This is a genomic window from Guptibacillus hwajinpoensis, from assembly GCF_001039475.1.
In the GTDB taxonomy this organism is placed as follows: domain Bacteria; phylum Bacillota; class Bacilli; order Bacillales; family Guptibacillaceae; genus Guptibacillus; species Guptibacillus hwajinpoensis.
Genome location: NZ_LELK01000001.1, coordinates 708,980 through 723,223 on the forward strand (window position 1 = coordinate 708,980; position 14,244 = coordinate 723,223).

Genomic DNA, 14,244 nt, shown 5'->3' on the forward strand with positions numbered 1-14,244 from the left:
CTATATGTTTATCATCCAAAAGTAGTATAAGGTACTACTTTCGTTTGTTGGTATTTAAGAATTTTTATATAAAATACCTACCTTCGCTAATTGAAGCGGAAGGAGGCTCAAGCGTCCCGCCCCGCGGAAAGCAAGCATCCTGGAGCTGAAATTCACCCACTTTCTAAAAAAAATTTCTTTATCCTCTTAAAAAGAGCCTATCTAAAAAAGGAGTAGCCTGATTGGCTACTCCTCTAAACATCAACTATATCTTTTAAACCATTCTGCAGCTTTCATAGCTTCTGACTGTGTTAACTGGTGACCTGACGTTTCCCAGTGAACAGTAACTTCTGCGCCAGCGTTATCTAGTAACTGCTTAAGCTCTCTCGTTTCATCGGATGAACAGATTGGATCATTCTCACCTGCTCCGATAAAAATGTGTTTCTCACTTAGATCTGGAAGTTCTATGCTTCTTAGTGGAACCATTGGATGGTGAAGAATAGCTCCACGCAGTGCGTTCTTATCATGGAACAGCAAGCTTGCAGCGATATTAGCACCGTTTGAATAGCCAATCGCAATAACATTCGTTCGGTCGAAGCCATATTGATCTGCTGAGTCATCAATGAACGAATTCAACTCGTGTGTCCGTTCAATCAAATCTTCTTCATCGAAAACACCTTCTGATAACCTTTTAAAGAAACGCGGCATGCCATTCTCCGATACATTTCCTCTTACGCTTAAAACGGAATGTTCAGGGGCAATTAGCTCCGCAAGTGGTAGTAGATCTTCTTCTGTACCTCCTGTTCCATGTAACAACAATAGAACCGGAAGTTCAGTATTTCCTTCTTTAAAGATATGCTTCATTATTTATCACCCTTAAGAACTCTTGCATCTGCAGGCTCAAGTACACTCTCAATCTGTGTACGCTTTTCTTCAAGCCAAGGTGGTAGAAGAAGCTTCTTACCCATATCTTCAGGATTTTCATCTTTCGCAAAGCCTGGAGGATCTGTTGCAATTTCGAACAATATGCCACCTTCTTCACGGAAATAAATCGCATTAAAGTACTGGCGATCAACTACAGGTGTTGGACTGTACCCTTTTTCTTCAAGTAAACTTCTCCACTCTTCATGATCTGAAAAATCATTTGCACGAAAAGCAATGTGGTGAACTGTTCCAGAACCCATTCTGCCTGATGATAGTGGCGTTTTCTTAACATCAATCGTGTTACCAATAGAATCACTCGATTTAAGTCGAACGAAATCCTCTTCTTCTGCTACTCGAACAAATCCAAATATTTCCTCAAGAACTTTCAATGTTGAATCCGGTTTTCCAGTTAATAGCGTTGCACCCGCAAATCCTTTAATGGCATGTTTCGTATCAACACCACCAAAGTTCCACGTATTACGTTCACCTTCTTCTCGCTCTACAAGTTCAATGTGCAATCCATGAGGATCATCAAATGTAAGAACATCTTCGCCAAAGCGTGTCATTTCACCATACTCGACATTTAATTTCGTCAGGCGCTTCTTCCAGAATGAAAGGCTGCCTTCTGGGATAACAAAGCTTGTAACGCCAACCTGACCAGATCCGATTGTACCTTCGTGTGCATTGGACCACGGAAAAAATGTCATTATTGTACCTGGCGCACCTTCTTCATTGCCGAAATATAAATGATACGTTCCGGGGTCATCAAAATTTACAGTTTTTTTAACAAGTCGTAATCCTAATACTCCACTATAAAAATCAACGTTTTCTTGTGGATTACCTACAATTGCTGTTATATGATGTATTCCTGTCGTATGCTTCATAAGTTGCTATTCTCCTTTTCAATTTTACATCCATTTTAGAAGATTCCCGTCTACGGAACTTTCTAATCTTCAAATTTGCTTTTAAATATCTTTAATTCGAGATATTTGATTTAAGTGTATTAAGTTCTACTCTTTCTGTCAACTATTTTCATTTCCGCGTATAGGACAACCTCTAAATGAGACATTCTATATGTAAAGGAGTGATGAGATGCTTAGCGTATTTGAGGCACTGTCGTTAATGGTCAGCTTTTCCGCTCTTGTACTCGCCATCATCCACACGAAAGATCGGTCTTCTTAACATGAAAAGCACTCCTCAGTGAGGAGTGCTTTCTCTGTTTATGGCATAACTGTTTTATTCATTAGATATCGATCAGTCTCTCGAGCTACGCCACGACCTTCGTTGATTGCCCAAACGATAAGACTTTGCCCTCTTCGAACATCCCCCGCGGCAAAGACGCCATCAACATTTGTTTTGTAATCTTCGAATTCTGCTTTTGCACGTTTGCGATTATCTTGCTCTACTTCAAAGTGCTCTAAGACACCTTCTTCTGGACCAGTAAAACCGATCGCAATTAGAACAAGCTCAACCGGCCAAACTTGCTCTGTACCCGGTAATTCTTTCATAAAGACGTTACCTTTTTTGTCAATATGCTTCTCAATGGTAACGGTATGAAGCTCTTTTACATGACCATTCTCATCCCCGACGAACTTCTTCGTCATAATGGAATATTGACGCGGATCTTCTCCGTGCTCTGCTTGAGCTTCTTCATAAGCATAATCAAGAGTAAACACTTTCGGAAACTCCGGCCATGGATTATCAATCATACGATCTGCTGTTAGCTGTGGATGTTTACCGAACTGATGAACACTTTTGCATCCATGTCTAAGCGCGGTTGCGACACAGTCTGCCCCTGTATCTCCACCCCCAATAACAATAACATTTTTTCCTTCTGCGGAAACGTATTGCTTATCTTCTAGTTGTGAATCCAATAAGCTTTTCGTGTTTTTTCTTAAATAGTCCATTGCATAGTGAATTCCACCAAGTTTACGTCCCTCGATTGGAAGATCTCTGTGCTTTTGAGCCCCAGTACAAAGGATAACAGCATCATGTTCTTCACGAAGCTCTTCACGTGTCACATCTTTACCAATTTCAGTATTTGTAACAAATACTACACCTTCATCTTCAAGCAACTTCACTCGACGCTCAACAAGATCTTTATCTAGCTTCATGTTTGGTATACCATACATCAACAATCCACCAATACGATCATCACGCTCAAATACTGTAACAGAGTGTCCTGCCTTATTTAACTGGTCAGCTGCTGCAAGACCAGCTGGACCTGAACCAACGATAGCAATTTTCTTTCCAGTGCGATTCATTGGTGGCTTAGGCGTCATCCAACCTTCTGCAAAACCTCGATCAATGATTTCCTTCTCAATGCTCTTTATCGCAACCGCATCATCTGGAATAGCTGCTACACACGCACCTTCGCATGGTGCAGGGCACACTCTACCAGTGAATTCAGGGAAGTTATTCGTTTTCAATAAACGGTCTAAAGCATCTTTCCATTTGCCCTGGTAAACAAGATGATTCCATTCTGGAATAAGATTGTAAAGTGGACATCCTGATGCGTTACCATTAAGTTCAATCCCTGAGTGACAGAAGGGGGTGCCGCAATCCATACAGCGAGCCCCTTGCGTCTTCAATTTGTCTTCAGATTGAGGAAGCTGATACTCTCCCCAATCTTTTAGTCGTGTTGTTAAATCTCTTTCACGTGCTTTTTCTCTAGGATAGTCTATAAAACCTGTCGGCTTACCCAATCGATTACCTCCCTTTATACCGGTTCCAAATCGCTTTGTCGTGATTTAACTTCCCCGTTCTTAGCCTGCTGGAACACTTCATATGCTGCTTCATTATCTTCATATCCTTTTTCTTTCAATTCGGCTAATGAATTAGTAATTCGCTTAAATTCCTTTGGAATAACTTTCACGATTTTACTTACATATTCATTCCAATTTTGAATGTAACGAATCGCTTTAGGGCTATCTGTAAAGTAAGCATGCTGCTGAATCAGGTGCTTTACTTCAAGAATTTCTTCATAATTTGTTAAAGATTCAATATGAACCATTTCAGTATTTACATTATTCATAAATGTGTCACGATCTTCAGAAAGTACATAAGCGATTCCGCCTGACATACCCGCTGCAAAGTTTTTCCCAGTATTTCCAAGAACAACTACTCGACCGCCAGTCATATATTCACACCCATTGTCGCCGATACCTTCTACTACTGCTTTAACGCCACTATTTCTTACACAGAAGCGCTCACCGGCAAGTCCACTAATATACGCTTCACCAGATGTCGCACCGTAGAAAGCGACGTTCCCGATAATCGTATTCTCATCACGCGTAAATAACGATTTGGATGACGGATGGATAATTAACTTGCCGCCTGACAATCCTTTTCCAACATAGTCGTTAGCATCACCTTCAAGATGCATTGTGACACCATTCGGTACAAACGCTCCAAAACTTTGTCCTGCTGATCCTTTGAAGTGCAAGCGAATTAGATCGTTAGGCAGTCCTTCTGCACCATAACGTTTCGTAATCTCATGCCCTAACAATGCTCCAGCTACTCGATTTGTGTTTCGAATAACATATGAACCTTCGAAAGCCTTGCCTTCTTCGAGTGCTCCAAGGCATGCAGGAATAATTGACGTATTATCAAGTGCCGCTTCAAGATTATGGTCTTGTTGACGTTGATTAAAACGCCCAACTTCTTCCGATACATGTGGTTGATATAGGAGCGGTTTTAAGTCAAGATATCTTGCTTTCCAGTGGTCTTTCGTGCGACGGCTAACTTTCAGCACATCTGTCCGACCAATCATTTCTTCTATCGTTCTGAAACCAAGCTGTGCCATGATTTCACGAACTTCTTCAGCAATAAACTTCATATAATTAACTACGTGATCAGGATTCCCCATAAACTTTTTACGAAGTTCAGGGTTCTGTGTTGCTACACCTACTGGGCATGTATCTAGGTGACATGCTCTCATTAGAATGCAACCTAATACTACAAGTGGCGCCGTTGAGAAACCAAACTCTTCAGCCCCTAGGATGGCTGCCATAACAACGTCACGACCGGTCATCATTTTGCCATCTGCCTCAAGAACAACACGGTCACGTAAATCATTTAGGACTAATGTTTGGTGGGTCTCAGCAAGACCTAACTCCCATGGTAGCCCTGCATGTTTAATACTTGTTCGAGGGGAAGCTCCTGTACCACCTTCATATCCACTAATAAGAATAACATCCGCAAGTCCTTTCGCTACACCAGCAGCGATTGTACCTACACCCGCTTTAGATACGAGTTTAACATTGATTCGAGCGGTTGGATTGGCATTCTTTAAGTCATGAATAAGCTGAGCAAGATCCTCAATTGAATAAATATCATGGTGTGGCGGTGGTGAGATTAAGCCTACACCAGGTGTTGAACCTCGAACTTCTGCAATCCATGGATAAACCTTTTTACCTGGAAGTTGACCACCTTCACCTGGCTTAGCTCCTTGAGCCATTTTGATTTGAATTTCATCTGCATTACTCAAGTAATAACTTGAAACACCAAATCGGCCAGATGCAACTTGTTTGATCGAGCTTCGACGCAAGTCACCGTTCTCATCAGGTGTAAATCTAGAAGGATCTTCTCCTCCTTCACCACTATTGCTTCGTCCACCAATTCGGTTCATCGCTATCGCTAACGCTTCATGGGCTTCTCCACTAAGAGCACCGTAACTCATTGCTCCTGTTTTGAATCGGCGTGTGATCGATTCAACACTTTCTACTTCATCGATTGGAATTGGTTCATTCGATCCAAAGTCAATCGCCTGTCTCAAATACGTTAAGTTCTCTTCAAAGGCCATGCCTGAGAACTTCTTATATAACTCGTAGTTATTGCTTCGTGCAGCATGTTGGAGCGTATGAATTGTTTTTGGATTAAACGAATGATGCTCTCCACCATTTCTCCACTGCAATTCGCTACCTGTTTCTAGAGTAAGGTCACTGTATTCAGAATCATGATAAGCAAAATGATGTCTCATCAACGTTTCAGTTGCAATAATATCGATCGGAATGCCATCAATTTGTGATGCAGTTCCAGCAAAATAGCGATCAATTACTTCATTACTAACGCCAATGGCTTCAAAGATTTGAGCGCCACGATAACTTTGGATTGTAGAGATCCCCATTTTGGACATTACTTTTACAATCCCGGTTGTTGCAGCTTCAACATAATTGTTAATAGCATCTTCAAAAGAGAATCCTTCAATTGTTCCATCCTGAATCATATGGGCAATCGAATCATAAGCAGCATACGGATAAATTGCATCTGTTCCGTAACCAATCAGCATTGCAAATTGATGAACGTCTCTCGCTTCACCCGTTTCCACAATAAGACTAACTTTCGTACGCGTTTCACGCTTAATTAAATGGTGATGTAATCCACTAATAGCAAGAAGCGATGGGATCGCTGCTTTCTCACTATTAACACCTAAATCAGAAAGTACAAGAATACTCTTTCCATTCTTAATGGCACGATCTGCTTTACGGAATAAAGCAAGTAACGCGTGCTCCATTTCGGTTTCACCACGTCCCGCATTAAACAGCAAACTTAGCTTTTCCGTTTGGAAATCCTCTTCATCTAATGCCTTGATTGCATCAAATCTACCTTCAGTTAGAATAGGTGTTTCAAGACGAATTCTTTTTGCGCTACCAGAATCTGTACTTAATAAATTTCCTTCTGGTCCAAGTAACGTCATTGTAGATGTAACAGATTCCTCTCGAATTGAATCAATTGGAGGGTTTGTTACTTGAGCAAATAGCTGTTTAAAGTAATTGAATAGAAGCTGTGGACGTTCAGATAGAACCGCCAGCGGCACATCATTACCCATTGAACCAATTGGATCTTTCATTTCTGTAACCATTGGTGCAATATTCTTCGTTAATTCTTCATATGTGTATCCAAAAGCACGCTGTGTTTTAACGAGTTCCTTCTCATCAATCTGACGTTCAGCTGCCGGTACTGATGTTAGACTCATTAAATTATCATCTAGCCATTTTCGGTACGGAACCTCAGTAGCAATTTGTTCTTTGATCTCTTCATCATAAATAAGTCGCTTTTCTTCTAGATCGAGAAGTAGCATTTTACCAGGACTTAAACGACCTTTCTCAATAATCTTTTCTTCTTCAACTTCGATAACTCCAACTTCTGAAGAAAGGATGAACGTGTCATCATCTGTAATGATATATCGAGCTGGACGTAAGCCATTACGATCAAGCATCGCCCCAATTTGACGACCATTAGTAAAAGCGATGGCTGTAGGCCCATCCCACGGTTCCATTAAACAACTATGATACTCGTAGAACGCTTTCTTTGGATCTTGCATCGTTGCGTCACGATCCCACGGTTCTGGAATCATCATCATTGCTGCATGTGGCAATGAACGACCTGAAAGGTTCAAGAATTCCAGGCAATTGTCCAATGAAGAAGAATCGCTTCCGTTTGGACGAACGATTGGAGCGATATCTTGCATATCGTCACCAAAAATGTCTGATTTAAGCGCTCCTTCACGAGCTCTCATCCAGTTTACATTTCCACGGAGCGTATTGATTTCGCCATTATGAATGAGATAACGGTTCGGGTGTGCTCGGTCCCAGCTAGGGAATGTATTTGTACTAAAACGTGAGTGAACCATTGAAAAGGCGGATTTAAAACTAGGATTTTTTAAATCCAAATAGAATTGATCAAGTTGTTCAGGTGTAAGCATTCCTTTATAAACAATCGTATCTTTTGAAAAGCTCGCAGCATAATATTTGGTTTTGGAAAGTTGTGAATCAAGAGCAACTTGCTTTTCTGCTTTCTTACGAATGACATAAAGTTTACGCTCGAATTCTTCTGCAGAAATATCGCTTTTCTTAATAAAAACCTGTCTAATGACAGGCTGAGCAATGCATGCAGCTTCTCCAATTGTCGTCTCATCAACAGGAACTGTTCTCCAGCCAATAAATTCTTGACCTGCTTCCTTAATTGCTTTCTCAACAATTTGCTTTGCGCGCTGTCTCAGCTGATTATCTACCGGTAGGAACATCATCCCTACGCCGTATTCACCTTTATTCGGAAGGTTAAAACCCGAGTTTTCTATAAAGAATTCATGAGGAATCTGAAGCATAATACCTGCACCGTCACCAGTATCAGGGTCACTCCCCTGTCCACCTCGGTGATCCAGTTGACGAAGCATATAGACTCCTTTTTCGATAATATGATGTGCTGGTTCATTATTCATATTGGCGATCAGCCCGATTCCACAAGCGTCATGCTCATGAATTGGATCATATAATCCCTGTTTCTCTGGAAAATTGCTTCTATCCATTATCCCACTCCTCACTCTTATCCCAATTCATTATGGTTTCTCGCTTTAACGCCATAACGTCTAAATTGTTTAAATATTCTACACTCATTGTACATTGCTTTAACCAATGCTTTCAATATATAATTAAGATATAATTAATCTATTATTGATATGAATCGAAGAAAGGGTCGTTTTTTGTGGAACTCAGACAACTCTATTATTTTATGGAAGTAGCTAAAAGAGAGCATGTAACAGCTGCCGCAACCTCCTTACACGTTGCTCAGTCAGCAGTTAGTCGACAAATTGCCAATCTAGAGTCTGAGCTTGGTGTGCAATTATTTATTCGTGAGGGTCGCAACGTCAAACTAACACAAGTTGGACATATCTTTATGGACCATGCAGAAACAGCTATTTCAGAAATTGAACGTGCTAGACAAGCAGTTTATGAGTTTCTTAATCCTGATACTGGTACAATTCGCATTGGTTTTCCTAACAGTCTGGCTGCCAAAACGTTACCTACTGTTATTTCTGCCTTTCGAAAAGAACATCCTAGTGTTGGGTTTCAGCTGAGACAAGGCTCTGTTCAGGACTTAACAGATGCAGTTAGTAAAGGAGAAATCGATATTGCTTTTGTATCACCTGTCCCGAAGGATCGTACTGATGTTGATGGACATATTTTCTTTACTGAGAAGCTCCTAGCTCTTCTCCCTATTTCGCATCCGCTTGCGGACTACCCCATGCTTAGGCTTGGACAATTAAAGAATGAACCATTTGTTTTGTTTCGATCAGGCTATGCTCTGCATCAGCTTGTTACTTCAGCATGTCAGCAGGTTGGCTTTAAACCTCGGATCGCCTTTGAAGGTGAAGATATCGATACGATTAAAGGACTTGTAGCCGCCGGACTCGGTGTAAGCCTCCTTCCTGAAATTACACTTTCAGAACAGTTGCCAGGTGAGACAGTGAAAATTGAACTATCAGAACCTAACGTAACTCGCACTGTTGGCGTGATTATCCCTAAAGGGAGGGAGCTCGCCCCATCTGAAAGGAAGTTTTTTGAATTCCTTACCCATTTTTATGAAGTTCTTAACCGATTTGGGCAATAATCATTTTAGATTGGCTTATATACATAAAAGCGAGGAGAGAGCTTGATTGATCAAACTCTCTCCTCGCTTTTTTATCTGGCTGTTTTCGTAGAGATTAGTGCAATGAGAGTGGATAATTTCCGCTCCAGTGGGGTCTCACCTGTCCCGCTAGTCCCGCAGGAGTCGAGCATCCTTCCGCTCCAATTAGCGAAGTGTGGTTTTTATTCAATAATTGTTTCAAACATTCTTCTAGAAAAGAGCCTTCAGAAAAAAGCATCTTATTTTGACCATTTAGTTCGTAACAGTTTTGGATGGTAACTTTAGAAAAATACCGAGAACTAGACCTATGAGAAAAATAACTGCACTAGCAAGATACATCTGTTCATAGCCCATTAGAGCTAACTTCCTAATCGTCTCAGTCATACCGTTACTAAATGATTCAGCACCAGAAGTTGCTATAAATCCAGCAAGGATGACTGGCCCTAGGGATGTCCCAATCGATCTTAATAAGCTCACAAGAGATAGCGCTGCACCGGCTTCCCGATCTGGTGTTAATTCTAGAATAATGTAATTAAGGGGGGTTCCCATGGTAAATCCAATGCCTACACCTGAGAGTATCATACCTATCGATAGTGTTATCCATCCCTCTGCAATGTAAACAAAAGTGAGAGATCCTAGCAAACTTAACGAAAACCCAAGCAGCACTACCTGTTTTGCGCCCCATTTATCAAGTAAAACGCCACCAATTGGAGCTGCAAATCCTGCCGCAACAGCTAGAATCGTCATAACATAGCCACCTTGTCCTCTAGATAGGGAGAGGAGTATTTCAGAAAAAGATGGAATGAAAATCATGCTAATAATACCAATGCCCGTGATAGTCGATATTAGTAATGCTAGAACGATATTTCGATCAGTGAAGTATGATAATTTTAGAATCGGATCTTTAGCCTTCTTCTCAATTTTAACGAGCGGAAAGATTAGGAAAAAACTAAGAAATAACAATGGCCATACATACACTGATTGAAGAGAAGTCACTAAATCATTGGTCTCTAAATTCGTTAGTCCGAGGAGGAGGGTAATAATAACAAATGATAGGATCGTAGCCCCACCCCAGTCTAGTGCAGGTCGTTTATTTTCAGTACGGTCTTCAGGAAGTTTAAGACCCATCATTAATATAATGAAAGCAATAGGTATATTAATAAGGAATATCCATCTCCAGGAGAGCTGTGCTACAAATAAGCCACCCAAGTTTGGACCAAGTATCGTTGCTATACCGTACATAGCGCCAACCAGTCCTAATGCCATACCACGCTTTTCTTTAGGAAAACTACTTCCAATCACAGCGTTAGCAATTGGAAGTATTCCCCCACCTCCAAGAGCCTGTATCGCTCTACCCGTTAGGAGAAAAAGCAGCGATTGACTCAATCCCGCAATAAGTGAACCAACAGCGAATAAGACAATTCCTGTAAGAAAAACGCGTTTTCTCCCAAATACATCTCCGAGTTTACCCACGATCGGCATACTTACTGCATAAACTAGTGTATAAATCGTTACGACCCAAACTGTCCACTTCAAATCAATGCCAAGTTCCTCAATTAATGTCGTTAAAGCTGGCGATACAATTCCAGAATCAAGGGCTCCAAGAAACACACCGAGCAGAAATGTAATTAAAATAAATCGGAGTTGTTTGTCCACGCTTCATTCTCCCTCACTTTCAATGCATCTGTCATAAGAGCTAATCTATTTAGAAGTTGGCCACAACATTTCACTTAAGTCGTGATAATTCGTTACATACATATCGGCACCTTCTGCATTATTCTGGAATAGACACGTTTTCAAACCGATTTCGTTCGCAGGAAGGATATCAAGCACACGATCACCAATCGCAAGATCGAGGTTGTGTTTTTTATGTAAATAGCGATAGGAAGAGGCATCAGGCTTACGAGGATACCCGTCATCACCAGCTACAAGGTCAGTAAAATAATGGTCCATTTCAAAATGATTTAGAATTGTTATTACTTCTTCTCGAGGCTTATGCGTCATAATGACGTTCACTTCTGCTTTCTCGAGGATATCTTTCAAACCTGTAAATGGTGGTTTATCCTCAGGTGATAATGCATTATCCATTTCACGAAACGTTTTTACTTGAGCTTCCGATAAATTAAAAACTTTTGTAGCATGATGAAAAGATACTTTTAATTCCTTTAAAATATCTTCTTTAATTTCAGAGTGCACTAATTCTTTCATCACTCTTGTAAACGCTGGATATGTATCAAAAAGTGTACCGTCAAAATCCCATAAAATCCTCATTGTGAAACCCCTCTCATTTTAATAAGTATAGAAAAGCCGCTCACATCGAGCGGCTCTCATAGTTAAAATTGTGTTTTTTCTTCTAGGAAGCTTTTTAATTTTGAAATAGGCATTCTTTTTTGTTCCATTGTATCACGATCACGGATTGTTACCTGCTGATCTTCAACTGAATCGAAGTCAAAAGTAATCGCATATGGCGTTCCAATTTCATCGTGGCGACGGTAACGTTTACCGATCGAACCTGCTTCATCATAGTCCACCATAAAGTATTTAGATAGTTCAGCATGAACTGCTCTCGCTTCTTCAGAAAGCTTTTTAGATAGTGGGAAAACAGCAGCTTTGAAAGGTGCAATAGCAGGATGGAAGTGCATAACACTTCTTGATGATCCATCCTCAAGCTCCTGTTCTTCATATGCTTCAATTAAGAAAGCAAGTGTTACACGATCTGCCCCAAGAGAAGGTTCAATACAATATGGCACATATTTTTCACCCGTTTGCTGATCATGATACGTAAAGTCTTCATTCGAGTGTTCCATGTGCTGCTTAAGGTCATAGTCCGTTCTTGATGCTACACCCCAAAGTTCTCCCCACCCAAATGGGAATTTGTACTCAATATCTGATGTTGCATTACTATAATGAGATAATTCGTCTTCTGCGTGCTCACGTAAACGAATGCTATCTTCACTTACACCAAGATTAAGAAGCCAGTTCTTACAATATTCTTTCCAATATTCGTGCCATTCTAGTTCGTCCCCCGGTTTACAGAAGAATTCAAGCTCCATTTGCTCGAACTCACGTGTACGGAAAGTGAAGTTCCCTGGTGTAATTTCATTACGGAAGCTTTTACCGATTTGAGCAATACCAAAAGGAACTTTCTTACGCATAGAACGTTGCACGTTCTTAAAGTTCACGAAAATACCTTGTGCTGTTTCAGGACGCAGGTAGATTTCGCTTGTGCTTGACTTTGTTACTCCCTGATGTGTTTTGAACATTAAATCGAACTGTCGAATTTCTGTGAAGTCATTGCTTCCACATTCAGGACATGTAATATTATTATCTTTAATTAAACGGCCCATTTCTTCAAATGAAAGACCATCTGCAATCATTTCATCAGTATCAGTTGACAAGGCATCCTCAATCAACTTGTCTGCACGATGACGTGTTTTACAGCTTTTGCAATCAATTAAAGGATCATTGAAATTCCCCAAATGACCTGAAGCTTCCCATGTTTTTGGGTTCATTAAAATCGCTGCGTCTAACCCGCTGTTATATGGTGATTCCTGAACAAACTTCTTCCACCAAGCACCCTTGATGTTGTTCTTCAGTTCTACACCAAGCGGACCGTAGTCCCATGTATTCGCAAGACCACCATAAATATCGGATCCTGCAAAAATAAATCCTCTGTGTTTCGCGATTGAAACAATTTGTTCCATTGTAATACTCATGTCATTCTCTCCTTTTATTCGTTCTCATCAAATATAAAAAGCCCCCGACCCATGGACAGTAATTGTCCAGGGACGAGAGCTTAAGCACCCGCGGTTCCACCCTAGTTGATGTACAAGGTACATCCACTTTCAGTATTCCAACTCCAGACTGCCGTTTCACCAGATTTTTTTCAGGCTTTCACCATCCCTGAATCGCTAGTAAGAAATCTCCTGGCTACTATTTGTCCTTCACAGTTGTACATTTTATGTATGCATTTGATAAGACATATGATACAAAAAATGAATAACTAAAGTCAAGGAATTTTAATTACATCGTGTCTTTCCTTATTATTGCCAGAAAAAGAGCAATCTATAGATCGCTCTTCTTATTTATGTAGTCTCGTCGTTGTAGGGTTTGTATACTGTCTTAAAAATGCTTGAACCTCATCCTTTTGGAGTCCCAGTTCCTTAGCGGCTTTCATCAAAACAATCCACTCTTGATCAAGTATTTTCTCAGACATTATCTTGGCCACGGCCATTTTCCTCATCCTCCTTTATAGGTTTTCCAGGAGGACCAGCCGTCATCGTTGGAGTTCCAACATTAGACCTGTGTCTTTGCGTCCCACCTTTTCAGATGGTTTGCCTTTTTCTGGAGAGTTCAGAAATGACACACTCCAACACGATTCTAATCGATCTACTATGAAACGGTAATACTCATGCACATTTAAGAGAACAGTGACGTTATATGTTATTAATATACCAGTAATTCGTTAAAAATTCAAAATATTTTTATTATAATTCGGTTTTTTTCTCTAACACTAGCGTATCTTTCTCATACCCTATTAATGACTACTATAAATATGAAGGACGTTTTCTAATGAATAGAGATCAAATCGGCACTGCATGGAGCGGGAAACATGTTGTTCTCATTCGGTGCTCTCAAAACACCAATAAAGTCACGTCGTTTTTTCAAAGTCTTCATGCCCCGGTAGAACCACTTCATCCTTTATGTACAGAGTCGCTATCTACCTTTCTAAGCATTGGCTACTCCATTTCCTTCGTTCATACGCTTCCTGATGGCACAATCGAATATATTTTAACAAAATAAAAGAGAGGGTGGCCCCCCTCTCCCTCTTATTTAAAGGCTCTTTTCGTAAACATTGTTGCTATAGTGAGTTAATTTCCGCTCCAGGATGCTCGCTTTCCGCGGGGCGGGCGGTGAGCATCCTTCCGCTCC

11 protein-coding genes and 1 riboswitch are annotated in these 14,244 nt (G+C 40.6%); of the genes, 3 read left to right on the top strand and 8 right to left on the bottom strand.

Translation table 11 applies throughout. The features are described from left to right. Positions 1–240: 240 nt before the first annotated feature. Both AB986_RS03590 and AB986_RS03595 read right to left on the bottom strand, forming a co-directional pair. Positions 241–843, bottom strand: a complete 603-nt coding sequence (locus AB986_RS03590; RefSeq protein ID WP_048309511.1) for an alpha/beta hydrolase — start codon at positions 841–843, stop codon at positions 241–243. Next, positions 843–1,787 (bottom strand): ring-cleaving dioxygenase, encoded by a 945-nt coding sequence (locus AB986_RS03595; RefSeq protein WP_048309512.1) that lies wholly within the window; start codon positions 1,785–1,787, stop codon positions 843–845. The genes AB986_RS03590 and AB986_RS03595 overlap by 1 nt, the downstream gene beginning before the upstream one ends. Before the next feature lie 208 nt (positions 1,788–1,995). Between AB986_RS03595 and AB986_RS22650 the strand changes: the two genes are divergently transcribed. Continuing rightward, positions 1,996–2,085: a putative holin-like toxin gene (locus AB986_RS22650; RefSeq protein ID WP_224880206.1), complete on the top strand. Its 90-nt coding sequence runs from the start codon at positions 1,996–1,998 to the stop codon at positions 2,083–2,085. Positions 2,086–2,123: 38 nt separating this feature from the next. Here the strand turns inward: AB986_RS22650 and AB986_RS03600 are convergent, their stop codons facing one another. Both AB986_RS03600 and gltB read right to left on the bottom strand, forming a co-directional pair. Next, complete coding sequence (locus AB986_RS03600) at positions 2,124–3,608, bottom strand: glutamate synthase subunit beta (protein WP_048309513.1); 1,485 nt, start codon at positions 3,606–3,608, stop codon at positions 2,124–2,126. Positions 3,609–3,622: 14 nt separating this feature from the next. Further along, positions 3,623–8,212: a glutamate synthase large subunit gene (gene gltB, locus AB986_RS03605; protein ID WP_048309514.1), complete on the bottom strand. Its 4,590-nt coding sequence runs from the start codon at positions 8,210–8,212 to the stop codon at positions 3,623–3,625. A 176-nt stretch (positions 8,213–8,388) separates the two neighbouring features. Here gltB and gltC point away from each other — a divergent pair, with 176 nt between their 5' ends. Beyond that, positions 8,389–9,294, top strand: a complete 906-nt coding sequence (gene gltC, locus AB986_RS03610) for a glutamate biosynthesis transcriptional regulator GltC (RefSeq protein WP_048309515.1) — start codon at positions 8,389–8,391, stop codon at positions 9,292–9,294. 270 nt (positions 9,295–9,564) lie between these two features. On the opposite strand, the gene AB986_RS03620 is transcribed toward gltC, so the two are convergent. From AB986_RS03620 to AB986_RS21980, 4 genes are all read right to left on the bottom strand, one after another. Next, entirely contained in the window at positions 9,565–10,968 is a 1,404-nt protein-coding gene (locus AB986_RS03620; protein WP_053216022.1) for an MFS transporter, read from the bottom strand. A gap of 45 nt (positions 10,969–11,013) precedes the next feature. Next, a complete protein-coding gene (locus AB986_RS03625; RefSeq protein WP_048309517.1) occupies positions 11,014–11,583 on the bottom strand; it encodes an HAD-IA family hydrolase in 570 nt (189 codons plus the stop codon). A gap of 62 nt (positions 11,584–11,645) precedes the next feature. Next, positions 11,646–13,028 carry a glycine--tRNA ligase gene (locus AB986_RS03630; protein WP_048309518.1) on the bottom strand — a complete coding sequence of 461 codons (1,383 nt, stop codon included), beginning with the start codon at positions 13,026–13,028 and terminating at the stop codon, positions 11,646–11,648. A 365-nt stretch (positions 13,029–13,393) separates the two neighbouring features. Further along, complete coding sequence (locus tag AB986_RS21980; RefSeq protein ID WP_236690302.1) at positions 13,394–13,546, bottom strand: anti-repressor SinI family protein; 153 nt, start codon at positions 13,544–13,546, stop codon at positions 13,394–13,396. Between the two features lie 26 nt (positions 13,547–13,572). Next, a riboswitch (cyclic di-GMP riboswitch) is annotated at positions 13,573–13,661 on the bottom strand. 223 nt (positions 13,662–13,884) lie between these two features. Here AB986_RS21980 and AB986_RS21440 point away from each other — a divergent pair. Beyond that, positions 13,885–14,115, top strand: coding sequence for a hypothetical protein (locus AB986_RS21440; protein WP_084006383.1), 231 nt, complete (start codon positions 13,885–13,887; stop codon positions 14,113–14,115). Positions 14,116–14,244: the final 129 nt, after the last annotated feature.

What these genes read in the sequence shown, in the direction of transcription:
- AB986_RS03595 (WP_048309512.1), bottom strand. Translation starts at nt 1,787, where the DNA reads ATGAAGCATACGACAGGAATACATCATATAACAGCAATTGTAGGTAAT.
- AB986_RS22650 (WP_224880206.1), top strand. Translation starts at nt 1,996, where the DNA reads ATGCTTAGCGTATTTGAGGCACTGTCGTTAATGGTCAGCTTTTCCGCT.
- AB986_RS21980 (WP_236690302.1), bottom strand. Translation starts at nt 13,546, where the DNA reads ATGGCCGTGGCCAAGATAATGTCTGAGAAAATACTTGATCAAGAGTGG.
- AB986_RS21440 (WP_084006383.1), top strand. Translation starts at nt 13,885, where the DNA reads ATGAATAGAGATCAAATCGGCACTGCATGGAGCGGGAAACATGTTGTT.
- gltB (WP_048309514.1), bottom strand. Translation starts at nt 8,212, where the DNA reads ATGGATAGAAGCAATTTTCCAGAGAAACAGGGATTATATGATCCAATT.
- AB986_RS03590 (WP_048309511.1), bottom strand. Translation starts at nt 843, where the DNA reads ATGAAGCATATCTTTAAAGAAGGAAATACTGAACTTCCGGTTCTATTG.
- AB986_RS03625 (WP_048309517.1), bottom strand. Translation starts at nt 11,583, where the DNA reads ATGAGGATTTTATGGGATTTTGACGGTACACTTTTTGATACATATCCA.
- AB986_RS03630 (WP_048309518.1), bottom strand. Translation starts at nt 13,028, where the DNA reads ATGAGTATTACAATGGAACAAATTGTTTCAATCGCGAAACACAGAGGA.